Below are 13834 nucleotides of genomic sequence, written 5' to 3'. Positions count from 1 at the left end.
TCTGCCGAAAGTTGGGTAACGGAGATTTTCCGTTGCCGCGCCCTGATTCAACCGATCTGAGCAACGCCGCAGCTTGACCGTTGGGATAATCTCGGATCTCGCTGCCTACGACGTGCCGCGGTGGTTAGGGGTGTTACCGCTGCGAGTGGGCGGTCCGGTCCCCCCGAAGATCGACAATAAGGTGATCATGACTGCCTCATCGTCCGTGTCGTCATCGCCACGGCACTCGGGCCCCTGGACCTGTATCGCCGGTGTCACTGGTTACGTTGCGGTCTCCCCGTTGATCTTTCAGAAGCTCGGCTCGCCGGTCTGGATCGTGGTCTGGCTCGCGGCCGGGGCGGTCGCCATCGGCATCGTGGCCGCCGGCGCCTACCGGACCACGCGTGCCGGCCGGGAGCACCTCGAGGAGCTGCGCCGGCTCGACGACGAGAACGCCAACCTCGCCGCCCTCGCCGAGGCGAGACACGTGGCCCTCGAGGCCCTTGCCGAGCAACAACTCCCCGCGATCGTCAACGGCGCGGTACCGCCGCCACTGCCGGACCTCCCGAACGACGACATCGCCGCGCACCTGGTCGGCCAGGCCGCCATGCACCTCGGCCGGGTGCGCGAGGACCAGCTGGCCCGCAACGACGCCGTGGCCGCGGCGGTTGTCGCGCTCGGCCGCAAGGTCCAGTCCTCCGCGCACCGCATCCAGGAGGAGGCGGCGCGGATGGTGGTGGCCCACCCCACCGATCCGGACGTCCTGCACAGCAGCATGCGTGTCGACCACGCGGCCGCCCAGCAGGCACGCAACGCGCAGACCCTGTCCGCCCTCTGCGGCGAGTGGCCCGGCCAGCAGTGGCACGAGGCGCTGCCGGTCGCGGACGTCGTCCGCGGCGCGGCCGGCCGGATCACCGCCTACCAGCGCGTCGAGGTGTCCGGCGACCCCGCGGTGGCCGTGTCCGCCCGTGTGGTCGAGCCGCTGGTCCACCTCGTCGCCGAGCTGCTCGCGAACGCGACCCAGTCCTCCCCGCCCACCACACAGGTGCTCGTCACCCTGCGGCAGGTGCAGCGCGGCGCGGTCATCGAGATCGACGACGGCGGTGTCGGCCTGGACGACAAGCGCCTGGAGCAGGTGCGTGAGATCGCGTCCGGCCGCCGGCCGATCGGCATCGTGGACCTCGGCGAGATCCCGCAGACCGGCCTACCCGTGGTCGGCGCGTACGTCCGGCGGCACGGGTTCCGCGTCGACATCACCGAGTCCGTGTACGGCGGGCTGCGTGCGATCATCCTGGTCCCGACGGAGCTGACCGAGGCCGTCGCGCCGTCCGGCATGATCGCCGCCGGCGCGCACGCCCTCGCGAGAAGGCCCGAGCGCCACGCCCTGGCCGCCCCCGCGCCACGCGAGCCGGAGCCGGACGACTGGGACATGGAGCCGCACACCGGCAAGGTCGACGAGCCGCTCCCGCCGCTCATCCCGACCGGCGGCGACGAGCTTCCCGTACTCCCGCGACGTCGCTCGCGCCGCGGCCACGCCGTCCCGCAGCCGCAGCCGACCGTGGACTGGCCGGCCGAGCGCGACGTCGTGGACGACCCGGAGCAGGCCGGCCAGTGGATGAACGCCTTCCTCTCCGGCGCCGCGGCCGCGAACGGCCAGGACCACGGCAACGCCCACAACGACAACGCCCACAACGACAACGCCCACAACGACAACGCGTACGACGACGAGTACGACGACGACCCGGACACGTTGCACTACAACACAGAGAACACCACCTCGGAGGACCACAGATGAGCGGCGTTGGCGCCGGCCACCCCGTCGACAACAGCTGGATGCTGGAGCTGATCCGGTCGGTACGGGGTGTGCGCCATGTCGTCGTGCTCACCGCCGACGGCCTGCTGAAGGTCCGCACGGACCACACGCCGACGGACACGGCCGACAAGCTGGCGGCGGCGTGCGCCGGGCTGTCCGCGCTGGGTCAGGGCATCAGCAAGGAGTTCGGCACGGGCGCAGGCCCCCGGCAGGTGATGGTGGAGTTCGACGGCGGCTACCTGTTCGTCCGCGGCGCGGGCGACGGTTCACGACTCGCGGTGGTGACCGAGCCGGTCATCGACCCGGCGCTCATCGCGCAGCAGATGCAGGCACAGGTGTTGATGATCGGCGAACGCACACTGTCGACGCCGACCCGCAGCGGCTGAGGGGCCTATGGACGACTATCGCGATCACCCCGTGCGCCAGTACGTTCTGACCTCGGGCCGGGCGCACCCGTCCCGAAACACGATAAGACCCGAGACCCTGCTGGTCGTCGACCCGGACGCGCCCCGTCCGATCGCGCCGACGAGCCAGCAGAAGGCCTTGTTGGAGCTGTGCGGCGGGATGCTCTCGCTCGCCGAGGCGGCCGCCCACCTGCGGCTGCCGGTGAGCCTCGTGGTGGTGATCGCGTCGGACCTCGTCGACACGGGCCACCTGCAGATCCGTGCCGCACCGCGCTACACCCCACCCCCCGTTGAACTCCTTGAGAAGGTTCTCGATGGTCTCCGCAAGCTCTGAGCGCTACGTCGCGTCGACGGTCGCCCAGTCGGTGAAGATCCTCGTCGTCGGCGCGTTCGGGGTCGGCAAGACGACGCTGATCGGCTCGGTCTCCGAGATCGCGCCGCTGCGTACCGAGGAGACGATGACGTCCGCGAGCGTCGGCGTCGACTCCCTGGCCGGCCTGGACGACAAGGCGACCACGACGGTCGCGATGGACTTCGGCCGCATCACCGTGACGCCCGAGGTGGTGCTGTACCTGTTCGGCACGCCGGGCCAGAGACGGTTCTGGGACCTGTGGGAGGGCCTGGCCGAGGGCGCGGTCGGGGCGCTGGTGCTGATCGACACCCGGCGCATCGAGGACAGCTTCGAGGTGTTCGACCAGCTGGAGATGCGCACCGGGATCCCGTTCGCGGTGGCCGTCAACGAGTTCTCGGACGCCCCGCGCTACGCCCCCGAGCAGCTGCGCGAGGCGCTGGACCTGTTGCCGGAGACGCCCATCGTCATGTGCGACGCCCGCCATCGGGAGTCATCGGCCCAGGCGCTGATCACGCTCGTTGAACACGCTCTCGACAACACGAAGGCACTCACCTGATGATGCCCCCCGCGACACGCCGGCACCGCCAGAGACTCACCGACATGACCGGCCTGACGCCGCTGACGGCGACCACCGGCGCCGCCGACCCGCAGGCCGTGTACCGCGACCTGCAGGAGCGCTGGGGCGTGGTCGCGCCGGTGGAGCTGGAGCCGGGCATCCCGGCGTGGCTGGTGATGGGGCACCACGAGATCTGCCAGGTGGTGCGCAACGAGCAGCTGTTCTCCCGTGACCCCAACAACTGGCGGCTGTTCTCGGAGGGCATCGTCTCGCCGGACTCGGGTCTCGGGCCCATGATGTTCCCGCGGGACAACGCGTACTTCTCCGACGGGGACAAGCACCGCAGGCTGCGCGGCCCGCTCGACGACGGCCTGGAGAGCCTGGACGAGCACCGGATGGCGCGGTTCATCCGGGCCATGTGCGTCGACCTGATCCGCGAGGTGGAGCACCAGGGCAGCGCGGACCTGGTGACCGACTACGCCGCCGTGGTGCCGATGCTGACGGTGGCCGGCTTCTTCGGCATCGGTCCCGAGCAGGGACACGAGCTGCGCGCGGCGCTGATGGCGTTGTTCAGCTCGGCCGAGGACTCCCAGGCGGAGGCGTACAACCTCGAGCGGATCCTGACCGGCGTGATGAACGCGCGGCGCAAGATGCCGGCGGACGACCTGACCACGGCGTTCCTGCGGCACCCGAACCTGCGCGACGACTTCGAGATCCAGCAGTCGATCGTGCTGATGATCAGCTCGGGCTACGAGAGCACGACGACGTGGATCGCCCAGACACTGCGGCTGATGCTGACCGACCCCCGGTTCGCGGGCCGGCTGCGCGGCGGCCGGCTGGGGATCGACGACGCGCTGGACGAGGTCCTGTGGCGCGACCCGCCGATGGCGAACATGCCGGCCCGCTACGCCCTGGTGGACTGCGAGCTGGGTGGCGCCCACATCCAGCGCGGCGACGCGCTGGTGATGGGTTTCCACGCGGCGAACAACGATCCCCGCGTGCACACGGACGACCCGTGGCTGGAGGTCGGGAACCGGTCGCACCTGTCGTGGAGCGCCGGCCCGCACGCGTGCCCCGCGCAGCGGCCGGGCCGAATGATCACCCGCATCGCGGTCGACACCGCGCTGCACCGGCTGCACGACGTGACGCTGGCGATCCCGGCCGGGGAGATCGAGCTGCTGCCGTCACCGTGGACACGGTGCCCCGCGAGCCTGCCGGTCCGCTTCACGCCGCCTGTTCAACGCTCGTAGGAGCGGCACTGAGAAGGTCCCCCCGGTCAGGCGGTGACTGACCGGGGGGACCCAGCTCTACCAGTGCTCAGACGCGGGCGGCGCTGTCGCCGCCAACCCCCGAGTCGATGGCCGCCGCGACGATGCGGGCGCGGGCGTCGGAGTCGATGACTCCGTTCTGTACCAACTCCCTCGTCACCGACTTCACGTACCGGATGAAGTCGTTCGCCGAGGCCCACTCACCGTCCTCATCGATGAGGTCGTTGATCGTGCAGCCGTTTCCGGTGTCCACGTTCGGCACCTGGCTGTCGGCCTCACCGATGATGACCGTGTCGCGGACGTCCGAGCTCGGGCACGCGTCCGGTGCCGGCCCGGGGCCTTCCTCGACGATCGTGAACGAGCCCGACAGTTCCGGGGACACGTTCCCGGCCCTGTCAGTCGCCCGGTACCTGAACGTGTGGGCGCCCTCGCTGTCCACCGTCACCGGGGTCGTGTAGACGGTCCATGCGCCACCGTCCAGCGCGTACTCGATCGATGCCACGCCCGAACCGGTGTCCAGCGCGGACAACGTGATCGTCGCCCCGTCGACGTACTGCCAGTTCGAGTTCTGGTTGCCCGACACCACCGCCGACACCGACGGCGCCGTCGTGTCCGTGCCACCGGACGCCACCGTGAACGTCAGGGTGCCGACCGTGGACACGTTGCCCGCCACGTCGGTCGCCCGGTACTGCAGTGTGTGCGCGCCCAGCGTGGACACCTGGACCGGGGACGCGTACACGGTCCACGCACCACTGTCCAGCTTGTACTCGATCGACGCCACACCCGAACCGGCGTCCGTGGCCGTCAGCGTGACCACCGCGGAGCCGACGTAGGCCCCGTTCTGGTCCTGCTGGCCCGCCACCTGGCCGCTCGCCACCGGCGCGGTCGTGTCCCGCTGCACGACCGTGAACATGGCCATGCCCTCGTCGGACACGTTGCCGGCCACATCCGTCGCGCGGTAACTCACCATGTGCTGCCCCGGCGTGTTCACCACCACCGGTGCCCGGTACGCGGTCCACGCACCACTGTCCAGCTTGTACTCGATCGACGCCACACCGGTTCCGGTGTCCGTGGCCGAGATGGTCACGGTCGCCGAGTCGAGGTAGTTGCCGGACGAGTCCTGCGAGCCCGACACCTCCGCGTCCACCGCGGGCGGCGTCGTGTCGGACGGCGCCTCCACCACGGTGAACGCCACCTGTCCGTTGCCCACGTTGCCCGCCGCGTCGGTCGCCCGCAGCAGCACGGTGTACTGGCTCGGGGTCGTGACCTGGAACGGTTGCGTGTAAGGGTTCCAGCCCAGGTCGTTCACCTGGTACTCGATGGACGACACGCCGGAGCCCGAGTCGGCGGCGGTGACCGTCACGGTCGCCGAGCCGACGTAGTTGCCGGACGAGTCCTGGGCGCCCGCGACCGAGCCGGACACCGTCGGCGGCGTCGTGTCGTTGCCGCCGCCGGAGACCACGTTGAACGTCTTGGTGCCCTCGGTGGACGTGTTGCCGGCGTTGTCCGTCGCGCGGTACTTCACGGTGTGCGAGCCGACGGTGCTCACCTGGACGGGCGCGGTGTAGGTCTGGTAGGTGCCGCCGTCCAGCTGGTACTCCACTGTGGACACACCGGAACCCGCGTCGGACGCGGAGACCGTGACGGTCGCCGAGCCGACGTAGTTGCCGGCGGTGTCCTGGGTGCCGGTGACCGTCGCGGCGACGGTCGGCGCGGTGGTGTCGCCGTTGCCGCCGGACACCGTGAACTCCCCGGTCATCGTGCTGTGACCGGGGATCGTGCAGAAGTAGCGGTACCTGCCCGGCGTCAGCGTGACGGCCTGCTCGTGATGACCGTTGTCCGCGTCGAACGGGTTCGCCGTGATGGCCACGTTGACGTCGTGGTTGTAGCCGGGGCTCGAGGTGTCGAAGTTCAGCGTGTGTGACATGCCGGTCGTGTTGCCGGTCGCCTCGCTCGTCTCGAAGACGATCGTCGTCGCCCCCGCCACCGCGGAGGTCGGGGCCGAGGCGTAGGCCGTGGTGCTGTTGTTCGCGGTCCAGGTCAGGGTTTGCGCCGCCGCCGCGGCGGGGGCCGGCGCCGGTGCCGCGCCGGCCGAGGCGGCGGGTAACGCGACCAGCCCCAGTACGGCGACCGCCGCGCCGAACGCGGCTAGGAATCGTCGTGACACAAGGTCCTCCAAAGGGTGGCCGGGCAGCCCGGGGGGCCGCCCGGCCACAAGGTTGCTACAGGGGCTTGATCCTGATGTTGCGGAAGTCGATCAGGTCGTTGTCACTGTGGTTCTGCAACCCGATGTAGCCCTCGGTGAACTGCCGCAGATCCGTCGGCGGGTCACCGGCGCGGGACGACTGGATACCAGGCACGTTGTCGAACTCGTTGATCACCACGCCGTTGCGGATGATCGTGTAGTGCTGTCCGACGACCTTGATCTCGTAGTCGTTCCACTGACCCTTCGGCGTGATCTTCGCCTGGTCGAGGTTCATCGGGTCGAAGTTGTAGACCGACCCCGTCTTCTGCGGTTCACCGGTGTCACCGTCGTAGATCTGGATCTCGTGACCACAGTAGATCGCGACCCACGCCTGCGACGTACGCGCCGAGCCGACCGTGCCACAGCTGCCCGCCGGCCGCTGGGCCAGTGGGGTGCGTGGATCCGGGAACCGGATGAACACACCGCTGTTGGCACGGAAGCCGTCCGGCGCCGCGTCCCTGAACTGGAGCTTCAGCGAGTAGTTCTTGAACGGTTGCTTGGCATACCAGAGCATGCCGAGCCCGCCGGCGGACCTGATCGTCCCGTCCGGCTGGATCGTGAACTTCCCGTCCGGAGCCTGTAGCCAGTTCCTGAACGAGTCCGCCGTGCCGTCGTACAGCGCGTCGTACCCGAACACACCCGCGTTGCCGATGTTGGACGACTCCGCGGCATCGATCAGCTTGTCGTGCTGGTTGGTGTTGAGGATGCCGAGGTCGAGCAGGTTGTCGGCCACCGTCTCCACGTGGAACGTGAACGCGGCGTGCGACGGCCAGGTGCTCTCGTCGTCGATCAGGTCGTCGACCTTGCAGCCACCGCCGACGTTCTTGTTCGCCACCGTGGTGTCGATCGCGTCGTCGGGGCCGAACTTGACCGTCGTGTTCGGGTCGGCGGTCACACAGCCCACGGTCACCGCGGTCCGCGTCGTCACGACCTCGCCGTCGGCGTAGGTGGTGGTCAGCTTCGCGGTGAACGGACCCGTGCGGGTGTAGGTGTGCTTCGGGTTGGCCTGCGTCGAGGTCGTCCCGTCGCCGAACTCCCACTTCCAGGCGACGCCGCCGCCCTTGGAGCCGTTGAACTGGTAGGTCAGCGGCTTGTTCTGCACGGCGACGTTGGTCGCCGCCGGGGTCGGGGTCGCCGCCCCGCCGGTGTAGCTGATCTTGATCAGCTTCTGGTTGCTGTCCAGCGAGAAGAAGCCGCTGCCGTAGTCCAGCATGTACAGCGCGCCGTCCGGACCGAACTTGGCGTCCATCCAGTTCTGCAGCTTGTTGTCGCCGCCGCCGATCGGGATGATCTTGGTGAGCGTCTCCGCGAACACCGGCGGCTGCTGCGTCGGCACGCCGGCCGGGTCCACCGTCACCGCGACGCGGTTGGTCGCGGTGGACTCGTCACCGATGAACCACTTGTCGTCCCAGTACTTCGGCCACGCGACGCCACTGTCCTGCTTCACGCGGTCGTAGTGGTAGGTCGGACCCGACATGATCGCCTGGCTGCCACCGCGCAGGTACGGCTGGGTGTAGTTGGCGTCCGCCGCGACATAGGTGGGGATGTTGCTGTTCGGCCGGTTCGGGAACACCGGGCCGCCACCGTCCGGCGAATACCAGATCATGTTCTTGCGGATCGGCGGCAGGTTCACCAGGCCGGTGTTGCGTGGCGAGGTGTTGATCGGGTTGTCACAGTCGTACCAGCCCGTGAGCACGGCCGCGTCGCTGCTGCTGCGGTCACGGTAGGGCTGCTTGTTGCCCATGCAGTACGGCCAACCCTGGTTGCCGGCCGAGGTGATGATCGTCGCGGTCTCGTACTTGGCCGGGCCCAGTTCGGGGCTCGGCGACTGGGCGTCCGGCCCGACCCAGCCGGCGGTCAGCCAGTTGGTCTCCGGGTCGATCGCGAGCCGCGCGATGTTGCGGACACCCATCACGTAGATCTCCGGCCGGGTCTTGTTGCCGGGGTCGTTCGCCTCGGGGAACAGGTTCCCGCTGGGGATCGTGGCGGTGCCGTCCGCCTCCGGGTGGATCCGCAGGATCTTGCCGTTCAGGTCGTTGGAGTTACCGGCCGTACGGCGGGCGTCCTGGAAGGAGACACCCTTGTAGTCCTTGGTCCAGTTGTTGCCGGAGTAGCCGTTGCTGCCCTCGGACGAGTTGTTGTCGCCCGAGCCGATGTACAGGTTGCCGTCCTTGTCGAACGCCATCCCGCCACCGACGTGGCAGCAGCTGTGGATCTGCGCGTCCCAGTGCAGCAGGTCCTTGCGGCTCGACAGGTCGATCGTCTGCGCGGTCGCGTTGTAGGTGAACCGCGAGACGGTGCGCTGACCGATCCGGGTGTCCCGGTTGATCGAGTCGTGCGGCATCCAGTAGGCGTAGAGCCAGCCGTTCTCGCTGAACTTCGGGTCCAGCGTGATGCCGACCAGGCCCTCCTCGTTCTTGACGAGCTCGTCGCCGCTGCCGCGGTTGCCCATCACGGGCAGGGTCGTCAGCAGCTTGATCTTCTTGGTCGCCGGGTCGTACAGGTGGATCGTGCCGCAGCCGAGACCGATGTTCGGGTTGGTCCAGTCGTTCGGCTGGGGAACGGTGTTGCCCGCACAGGCGGCCTTGCCGATGTAGAAGATCTGGCCGTTCGGCGCGATCGTGAGCCCGTGCGGCTCACCGATCTGGTCGAGCTGCCCGGTGGCGTTGCGCGCGGTCAGCCGCTCGATCTTGTAGTTCGAGGCGATGGTGGCCTTGCAGTCACCACGCACCATGCCGGTGGTCCACCTCAGCGCGCCGAGGAGGTGGGCGCGGAAGGTGTCCTCGCCGTAGCTCCCGTCGGTGCGGCCCAGCCCGGTGTAGAAGGAGCGGCCGCCGTCGTAGTCACGGCACCAGGAGACCGGGTGGAACGCGCCGTTCGAGCCGTTGCCCGCCTGGTAGGTCCGCTCCTCGACCTGCAGGACCGTGTGGACGGTGCCGACCGGGTTCGGGTCCCAGTTCAGGTACCGGTCGCTGTGCGTCCAGTTGTAGCCGAAGCCCGCGTTGGCCGGGTGTTGCCGGTCGACGACGTCGATCGTCGCCGACTGCACCGCCGGGTCGGGCGGCGGCGGCGCGGTCGCGCCGTCCTTGAACAGGTTGAGGTCCGCCAGCTGGATCAGGGGCTCACCGGCGTTCTTCGTGATGTTGAGCCGGTAGTTGGCGTAGGCCGTGTGGTTGGTGAACTGGAACCTCCTGGGCTGGAACGGCTCGTCCCACGCCTGGTTGGTCTGGGTGTCCAGGACGGTCCAGTTCGAGCCGTCGTTGGAGCCCTCCAACGTCCAGTCCTGCGGGTTGCGGCCGGGGAAGTCGTTCGCCGAGACCATGGCGTAGCTGCCGATCGCGACCGGCGCGGCCATCTTGTAGGCCAGCCAGCCGGTGTTCGCGAACGTCAGCCACTTGGTCTGGGGGTTGTTGTCGGCCGCCTTCTCCTTGGTCTCGTTCGGCGGGTTGTCGGCGCTGGCCGTGACGGCCGCGACGGCCTCCGGGTCCAGCCGGCTGCCGACCGGGCGGGTGCCGATCAGGCCGGTGAACCAGGTGGAGTCCGACTGCGCGCGGGCCGCGTCGGACACGCCGAGGAAGCCGTTGCCCGCCTGGATGTAGGTCTGGAGCGCGGTCTCCTGCTCCCGGGTCAGCGTGACCCCGTTGGCGGACAGGAAGACGATGCCCCGGTACTTCTCCAGGTTGGCCGAGGAGAACACGGCCGGGTCGGTGGACACGGTCGGGGTGATCCCGTTGGCCGACGCCAGGCTGGAGATCGCGTCGGACGCCCGGTTCACCGGGTCGAGCTGGTCAGCGGCCGGACCGTGGAAGATCAGGACATTGACGGGTGCCGTGGCGGTGACCGCTGCCGGAGCCGCAGTCGCGGCAGGTGCCGGTACTGCCGCGGCTGGTTGGGTCATCGCCAGTGGCGCACTCAGCAGAAGTGCCGCCCCGGCCGCCAGTGTCCTGGTGGTTCGGCGGCGGAACCAGCTCATCGAGCCTCTTCGCCCCATGTTTGGGCCTCTCCCTCTCTCTGCAGGTTGAGTCGGGTGGTTACTTGTGGCCGTGGCCGGCGGTGGGTGGCGTGCTCTTGGACTTCTTCGCCGACGGGTTGCCGGGGGCCAGCGGCGCGATGCCGCTGTGGGAGCCCGTGGGGACCTCCGTGGCGCCCATGGCCTTCATGTCCATGCCGGTCATGGGCATGCCGTGGAAGGCGTCGATGTCCCGCTGTGCGCCGTCCGGCATGGTGCCGTCCGGGTTGCGGACCAGGAAGATGCCCGACATGCCGGCGTCCGAGTGGGACTGGACGTGGCAGTGGTACATCCACGCGCCAGGGCCGACGACCTCGCCCGCGATCACCTGGAAGCCGAAGGAGCTGCCGGGGTCGAGGTTCCTGTTGTCGACCACCTGCGTGTTGTCGTCCGGCCCGCTGAGATGCCCCGTGCGGTTGTCCGCCCAGCGGTGGGCGTGCAGGTGGAAGGTGTGCGGCAGGGTGCCGTGGCCGATGCAGACGAACTCGACCCGGTCGCCCTGGTTCGCCTCGAGCTGGGGGGTGTTCGGGGCGACGAGGTTGTTGATGGACTGCTCGTTGAAGACCACCGTGTACTGCCGGTCGGGCAGCAGGTCACCCTTCCTGCGCACGATCAGGCCGCCGTACAGACCGCGCGCGAGACCGCCCGTGCCGTGGTCGGTGCCCAGGGCGTGGTCGTGGTAGTGCCAGTAGCCGGCGCTGCCCGGCATGTAGACGCCGTCACGCTGGTAGGCGGCCTGTGTGCGCCACCGGTAGACGCGGGTCTCGCCGGGGTTGTTGAAGGAGCCGTTGAGCGGCGCGCCGTCGGACGCCGTGTCGTAGTTGACGCCGTGCGGGTGGATGGAGAGGCGCTGGTTGGTGGTGTTGACCAGCTCGATCTCCACCGTGTCGCCCTCGTAGATCTCGATGAGCGGTCCGGGGATCGTCGGCTTGCCCGGTTCGAGGGCGTAGCCGACGAGGTTCGAGTTCTTGAGTTGTTCGGCGTAGAGGGTGATCTGTCTGAGCGCACCGGCCGCGGCACTCGCGGCCTCGGCGCCGGCCGCCGCGGAGAACGCGGCTACTCCGCTCGCCGCCACGGCTGGAGCGAGCACCCCTGCCGCCGCCGCGCCGGCGAGCATCGATCGACGCGAGAGCGTCGGCCGGCTTTGTTCTGCCATTTCTCTTGATCTCCGTTCCGAGGCACGGGAGAAGAGCGGCTGGGGCTTCAGCCGCTCGGATTTCTGTGTGGAGGCGCGACGGAACATGGGTGGCACACGGGGTGACATCCGTTGTCACGCTGCCTCGCCTTCGTCCCCGGGGTGGCTGTCCGGGGCGTCCCTCGCTGGCGTGGACATAGCCGCTCGGTCGCTTCTGACCAAACAAGCTGAACTTATGTCGACTGTCGACGAAAGTTAAGGCTCCAAACGGCGTAACGAGGGACGCTTTGCGTGTGGTTGAACGCGCAAGCGTTAGCGAACCCGGCCCGTTAGTACGCTGGTTGTACGAATTTGACCCTCGTGACCCACCCGGTCACACCCGGCACCCCATGCCCACGACCACCGCAAACGCGCCCAAGCGCCCAAGCGCCCAACGACTCACCACCGCGAGTCCCGCGTTCACACACACCGAGTCCCGCGTTGGCGCACATCGAGTCCCGCGTGTATGCGCTGGCGTTGCCCGACGAGCAGGACAGGCCAAGGGCAGGAGGGCACCGCGGTTCGCGTGCGGCCGGTCGCCAAGGACCCCTTCGGCGCGTTGGCGTTCCGAAGGGGTCCTCCACGTCCCGGCGACCTACCGTCCCGACCGGCCTACCGTCCCGCCACCGCCTTGCGGGCGGACTGGGCGTCGGCCGCGTTGAGGGCCAGGTCGGCCAGGCGGCGGCAGTCGGCCAGGGTGTGGGTGGCCAGGGCGGCGCGGACGGCGGGGACCGACGGCGCCGACATCGACAGGGTCGTGATGCCCATCCCGGTGAACACCAGGGCCAGCAACGGGTCTCCCGCCGCCTCCCCGCAGATGCCCACCGGCTTGTTCAGGTCCTCGCCCGCCGCCGCGACCGTCGCCACCAGCTGGAGCACCGCCGGCTGCCACGGGTCCAGCAGGTCCGCCAGCTCACCGTTCATCCGGTCCGCGGCCATCGTGTACTGGCTCAGGTCGTTCGTCCCGATCGACACGAAGTCGACCGACGCGAGGATCTGGCGGGCATGCAGCGCCGCCGCCGGCACCTCGATCATGACGCCCGCCGTGGGCAGCCCGGCCTTGTACACGAGCGATGCGAACTCGGCCGCCTCCGCGGCCGTGGCCACCATCGGGGCCATCACCCACGCCTCGGCGCCGGTGCCGGACACGGCCCTGGCGACCGCCTCCAGCTGTTCGGTCAGCACGGTGGGCCGCACGCGGGCCGTACGCAGGCCGCGGACACCCAGCGCGGGGTTCTCCTCCTCGGCCAGTCCCAGGAACGGCAGCGGCTTGTCCGCCCCCGCGTCCAGCGTGCGCACGACGACCTTCTTGCCATCGCCGGCCGCCTCGAACAGCGCCCGGTAGGCGGTCTCCTGCTCGGCGACCGGCGGGGCGGCCGTGCGCCCCAGGAACAGGAACTCGGTCCGGAACAGCCCGACGCCCTCGGCGTCGGGCGTCATGTCCGCCGCACCGCCGACGTTCAGCAGCAGCGGCACCGCGTGTCCGTCGGACGTGCCTCCCGGGCCGGTGAACGCGGCGTCGCGCTCCTTCTCGGCGCGGCCCGACTCACGGACCTCGTCGGCCTCGGCGGCGGACACCGGCGCCACCACGCCGGTGGTGCCGTCCACGGAGACCGGGGTGCCGTCGGGGAGCGCCAGGATCCCGTGACAGCTCACCACCGCGGGCAGACCCCGCGAGCGCGCCAGAATGGCCGTGTGGCTCGTCGGGCCGCCCCGGCTGGTGACGATCGCGAGGACGGACGAGTCCAGCAACGCGGTGTCCGCCGGCGACAGGTCGTCGGCGGCCAGCACGAACGGGACGCCCGGCCGCGGCAGGCCGGGCATGGCGACGTCCAGCAGCCACGCCACGGCCCGGTCCCGCAGGTCCGCGAGGTCCGCGGCCCGCTCGGCGAAGTAGCCGCCGAGGGACCGGAACTGCTCCTGCTGGTCACCGATCGCGTCCGTGATGGCCCACGCGGCCGGGCGGCCCTCGGCGACCTTCGCCGCGACCGCGTCGGCCAGGGTCGGGTCGGCGGCCATCATCGCCTGGGTGGC

The 13834-nt window shown here is 69.6% G+C and carries 9 protein-coding genes; 5 read left to right on the top strand and 4 right to left on the bottom strand.

Annotated elements, in window-relative coordinates:
* Positions 1-280 precede the first annotated feature (280 nt).
* From VET29_RS14165 to VET29_RS14145, 5 genes are read left to right on the top strand one after another with little or no spacing between them, the layout of a single operon-like run.
* On the top strand, positions 281-1774 hold the full coding sequence (locus VET29_RS14165; RefSeq protein WP_324920011.1) for an ATP-binding protein: 1494 nt from the start codon (positions 281-283) through the stop codon (positions 1772-1774).
* Positions 1771-2178: a roadblock/LC7 domain-containing protein gene (locus VET29_RS14160; RefSeq protein ID WP_324920009.1), complete on the top strand. Its 408-nt coding sequence runs from the start codon at positions 1771-1773 to the stop codon at positions 2176-2178. The genes VET29_RS14165 and VET29_RS14160 overlap by 4 nt, the downstream gene beginning before the upstream one ends.
* A gap of 7 nt (positions 2179-2185) precedes the next feature.
* On the top strand, positions 2186-2530 hold the full coding sequence (locus VET29_RS14155; protein ID WP_324920007.1) for a DUF742 domain-containing protein: 345 nt from the start codon (positions 2186-2188) through the stop codon (positions 2528-2530).
* A complete protein-coding gene (locus VET29_RS14150) occupies positions 2511-3104 on the top strand; it encodes a GTP-binding protein (protein ID WP_324920006.1) in 594 nt (197 codons plus the stop codon). Before VET29_RS14155 ends, VET29_RS14150 begins: the two co-directional genes overlap by 20 nt.
* 44 nt (positions 3105-3148) lie before the next feature.
* A complete protein-coding gene (locus VET29_RS14145; protein ID WP_324920004.1) occupies positions 3149-4354 on the top strand; it encodes a cytochrome P450 in 1206 nt (401 codons plus the stop codon).
* A 67-nt stretch (positions 4355-4421) separates the two neighbouring features.
* Here VET29_RS14145 and VET29_RS14140 read toward each other — a convergent pair whose 3' ends face one another.
* The 4 genes from VET29_RS14140 to ptsP form a co-directional block, all read right to left on the bottom strand.
* Positions 4422-6539, bottom strand: a complete 2118-nt coding sequence (locus VET29_RS14140; RefSeq protein WP_324920003.1) for an OmpL47-type beta-barrel domain-containing protein — start codon at positions 6537-6539, stop codon at positions 4422-4424.
* Between the two features lie 55 nt (positions 6540-6594).
* Complete coding sequence (locus VET29_RS14135; protein ID WP_414636498.1) at positions 6595-10608, bottom strand: ThuA domain-containing protein; 4014 nt, start codon at positions 10606-10608, stop codon at positions 6595-6597.
* A 40-nt stretch (positions 10609-10648) separates the two neighbouring features.
* Positions 10649-11782, bottom strand: a complete 1134-nt coding sequence (locus tag VET29_RS14130; protein ID WP_324919998.1) for a multicopper oxidase domain-containing protein — start codon at positions 11780-11782, stop codon at positions 10649-10651.
* A 630-nt stretch (positions 11783-12412) separates the two neighbouring features.
* On the bottom strand, positions 12413-13834 hold a 1422-nt coding region (ptsP, locus tag VET29_RS14125; protein WP_324919996.1), incomplete at its 5' end, for a phosphoenolpyruvate--protein phosphotransferase.

This window comes from Actinophytocola sp. (assembly GCF_035634895.1).
In the GTDB taxonomy this organism is placed as follows: domain Bacteria; phylum Actinomycetota; class Actinomycetes; order Mycobacteriales; family Pseudonocardiaceae; genus Actinophytocola.
The sequence above is the reverse complement of the archived record's forward strand: the minus strand, read 5'-3'. Positions and strand labels throughout refer to the sequence as shown.